Genomic DNA, 4,152 nt, shown 5'->3' on the forward strand with positions numbered 1-4,152 from the left:
GCAGCTATTAATGCTGTTTTATATTCACTACATGATTCATTGATATAATCTTTTTCTTATAATACAATTGTTACTTCGTTATTTAAAGCCGCCTTATCTGTATATAATTCATAAGTGAATATATAAACAGCACCTTCTTTAGTGTAAGTACCAGTAATTGGTGTATTATCAATTACACGGTATCCATAAATAGGATCAGCACTAAATTCAAATTTTTCACCAACTGTTCCGTATTTAATTACTTCATGTTTTAATTCTTGATTATTTTCATCTACGAAACGAATAGTAATTTTTCCTAAGTCACCAGCTGTTAAGAATTCTCCAGCATCTGGTAATGTAGATCCTTTTTCAAATCCAGCAACATTACCTAATTTAGCATAATTTTCTTGAAAACCATCAAAATTGATAATTGTGTTACTGCTTGTATTCCATGATTTAGAAGCTAATGCACGTAATTCATCAGCAATATCTTCAGTAATTACATCTTCGCTACATAAATTTGGATTGTCACACCAAATTCCCATTGAAGCACCTTTAATAAAATCAGAATTATCATCTACAGCTGGGTTACCTTGGAATTTTCCAGGTGTCCATTCATTATAGATTTTACGATCTGCATTCAAATTATCAAATGAGTGTTGTTCTCTACCATCAGTAGGTTTATCATTACGTAATACATAATAGAAGAAACTTGCATTGATGTTATAAATTGTATCATGACCTTTATTAATGAATGTTTGTAAATTTGCAATACTTGAATTCCATGACATTTGTGACCAGAAATCAATTCCAATATAGTCATGCATTTTTATTTTTTGTGCACCTTCATAAGAGCTTTCACCGTAATAAACACCATCATTCCAAATTCTTGGTGTAAATCCACGATCATGTACATATTCAGCTAAATCATTAATATATCCGGCAATTACATCTTTCCAAATATATCCTTGACCATATTTTTCAACTGCATAAGAGTTTAATACACTCTTATATTCTGTAGTGAATGGCGGACGGTCAAACTCCATATACTCATCGCCACCAATATGGAAATCAGTACATCCTTCAAATAAATCCATATATTCATCATATAAACTACGGATATATGCAATAGCTTCAGGATTAGTAACATCTAAACCAGATTTATAATGATTTCCGCTATTATTAACTTGCCCGTATTCAGGATGAGCTTTTAAAATTTGGTCAACATGACCTGGACTATCAAATGATGGAATAACTTTGATACCGTATTTTTTAGCCTCTGCTAAAATTTCTCTAACTTCTATTTTTGTTAAATATTGATCAGAAACGATAGCTGGATCAGTTTCACATTCAATTCTAAATCCCATATTTTCAGAAAAATGAATTTGAAGAGCATTCATTTTCATATAAGACATTTCTCTAATTTGGCGAATAAACCAATCTTTAGAAATGTATTTTCTAGCGCAGTCAACGTGTACTCTACGTTCTGCAACATTCGGATAATCTATGATTTCACCGTAAACTAAACCATCATTAGTAATAGCTAAATTTTGGATTGTTCTTAATCCATGCATAACAGCATTTTCACTGGCACCAGTTAAACGAACTCCATCTTCTCCAATTGTGATTTTATATGCTTCTTCACTATTAGAGTTATTAGTAATTGGATTTGCTTTATCAATATTGATTAAAATATCTCCATAACTAACATCTTTTTCTTGAGCAAAAACCATTGCCAATGGAGATGAAATAATTCCTTTTTCAACAAATTCTGAATTTACTAATTTCACCACTTCTTGCAATCTTACATTTTCGATATTAGTTTGATTTGCTAGAACAGCTAATCGACTATCAGCAGTCATTTTCCAAACTTTATGGCTGTTATCTGCTTTATAAGATTGAAGAATGGGATTTGTTAATGCCTGTAATTGTTGATCAGTAAGGTTTGAAACATGATCGCTAGATGCTGTTGTAACATTATCTTTAGCTAAAACGCCTTGAAAACCTACTGATTGACAAATAATAGCAGCTACCAAAAGTGCCGGTGCAGCTACTTTAAGTAGCCTATTCATTGATACTTTCCCTTTCATTTTCTACTCACTTTAAATTAATAAGTTAATACATATACTAGTTTTTATTAATGTTGCAGATTAGGTAAATCAGATCCTCCATATAAACAAAAAAAACAGTATGATTAAAATACCTTATCTAAAGGTTTAATTTATGCTAATTATTATCAGTCGTTTTATCAATAATACGATATTAGTAAATTATTATAATATAGTAGAATAGTAACTCTACTGTGTTTGTGAATGTCTATTAGAGCGAGTCCCAAAACTATAAGTAATACCCATTAACATTTCAACATTAATCATTCACTAGTGTTTTATGCGTTATTTAAATACTAATTTAACTCCTTTCTTGATTTTTGTTTTCCCTTTTAAAATAAAAATATTTAAGTTAGCGCTTACATCCCTCCTTACAGAGTGTATTTGGTTTAAATAAAATTATCAGATTCTTTTATAAAAACCTAACACTGCATCCACTTCTACAACAATCATATCATTATAAAAATGTATGTTCAATAGCCTTTTATGCATGTTTTATCACTTTTAGCAAAATATTTAATAATACCTGTATACGTGATGAAAAATACAAATATTTGGATTATATGAGAAATAATCTAAACATTTTTCTATTATACAATGCACTCATCTGGTGAATACGATAAAATATTTTCATCATTTATTTTAGAGAAGCATTTTATTAAGAATATAAAAGTTGAAAATATTACATATAAAAGCGGAAAATTCGCAACAAACATTTTATACTTCATTTAACTATGAGAGCATATAATACTTTACGAATATTGGACAATTCAGCCTATAATGATACATAAAAAAGAAATAAGAGTCATACGGTGGCAAGAAAGCGACTATCAACAGACATTAAAACAATGATAATAACAGCAGCAAAATATGTAAAACATGCAAGATTACAATTTGGCAATAGATACACAAACATAATATATAAAATAGGAATGTGTATAAGAGAAGTAAGTAACTTTGCCTATATCTTTTGAATTTTATGGAATTGTTTTGAACTACACACTTAAACATTAATTATTTACTTTTAACTGACAAATTAAGGTTTTATATTTAACTAATATAATTGGCGTGTGGAGTATATCCTGTATCAACCTACATATTTTCACTATTAAAATATACACATAGGAGGAAAACCACAGTCATCATTTATAGGATATACGTCTAGCCCATTTCACATATTATATAATATCACCAATCTTTAAGACATTTTTATGGCCTGCCATGTACTTCTCTATTTATCAATATTAATAAACCGCTCTACATTTCCCTCAAACTACACTTTTTATTCTTGCATCAATATGATTATAAGCTATTCTCACAAGGGAACACCTTAGGATAATGCTTCTACCGAATCCTTCCGTTCATTACGTTCATTAATTAAAAGGAAATGTTTAAATGGGCAAAAGATATGTGACTATAATCATGTATCTAGATTAGTATTTGAATATATTAATAGTTTTTATAACACTCTAAGAATTCATGAACATTGTGATTACCAATCACCATTAAATTATGAAAAAGAATTCAACGAAATATTAAAAAATTAGGATATCTTTGTCCGAAATCTTGACAGAGTATAATCTCCTTGCCCTTTCTCTCATTAACAAAACAACAGTATACTTCTATTAAACTGGATCGATTTCAAGTAGAATATTTTCAATTTATTCAGAAATTCCCAAATATCTTCAAAACTATTTAACATCTTATTCTTTAGCTCTATATATGCTTTTTTCATATAATTCCTACCCATTTTCATTAGTACCTTGAGATCTTTTTTTACCATCGATGTATTCTTGATCACTGCTATACAACCATTTTCCTTAATACTACCACTTATTACTTTTCCTCTAAAAAATGAATACTCTCCATAAAATTTAAAAATCAGCTCTATGTCATACCAATAACTTTCCATCTCAATAATATCATCTATCATAAATGTCATCTCATCGCTGTAAACGATATAGTCATATACGTTCTTTCTATCAATTTTTGATAAAATATTACTGAGAGACATATCTCTCATGAACACCGCTCCTATGCTACTCCTGTATGTTTCTTCAAGTTT

At 29.2% G+C, this 4,152-nt stretch carries 3 protein-coding genes; 1 reads left to right on the forward strand and 2 read right to left on the reverse strand.

The window, feature by feature from the left end; translation table 11 throughout:
* Nucleotides 1-56: 56 nt before the first annotated feature.
* Nucleotides 57-2,069 carry a family 20 glycosylhydrolase gene (locus ACLR9T_RS13410; RefSeq protein WP_413110013.1) on the reverse strand — a complete coding sequence of 671 codons (2,013 nt, stop codon included), beginning with the start codon at nucleotides 2,067-2,069 and terminating at the stop codon, nucleotides 57-59.
* Nucleotides 2,070-3,463: 1,394 nt separating this feature from the next.
* Here ACLR9T_RS13410 and ACLR9T_RS13415 point away from each other — a divergent pair.
* The gene (locus ACLR9T_RS13415; protein WP_081723979.1) at nucleotides 3,464-3,634 is read left to right on the forward strand and encodes an IS3 family transposase; all 171 of its coding nucleotides are present in this window, start codon (nucleotides 3,464-3,466) and stop codon (nucleotides 3,632-3,634) included.
* Between the two features lie 53 nt (nucleotides 3,635-3,687).
* Here the strand turns inward: ACLR9T_RS13415 and ACLR9T_RS13420 are convergent, their stop codons facing one another.
* Nucleotides 3,688-4,110 (reverse strand): hypothetical protein, encoded by a 423-nt coding sequence (locus ACLR9T_RS13420; protein ID WP_413110014.1) that lies wholly within the window; start codon nucleotides 4,108-4,110, stop codon nucleotides 3,688-3,690.
* Between the last annotated feature and the right edge of the window lie 42 nt (nucleotides 4,111-4,152).

The organism is Thomasclavelia sp. (assembly GCF_047249845.1).
Lineage (GTDB): Bacteria > Bacillota_I > Bacilli_A > Erysipelotrichales > Coprobacillaceae > Thomasclavelia.

Excerpts from the sequence above, each read along its gene's own strand:
- ACLR9T_RS13410 (WP_413110013.1), bottom strand. The coding sequence starts at position 2,069 with ATGAAAGGGAAAGTATCAATGAATAGGCTACTTAAAGTAGCTGCACCG.
- ACLR9T_RS13420 (WP_413110014.1), bottom strand. The coding sequence starts at position 4,110 with ATGAGAGATATGTCTCTCAGTAATATTTTATCAAAAATTGATAGAAAG.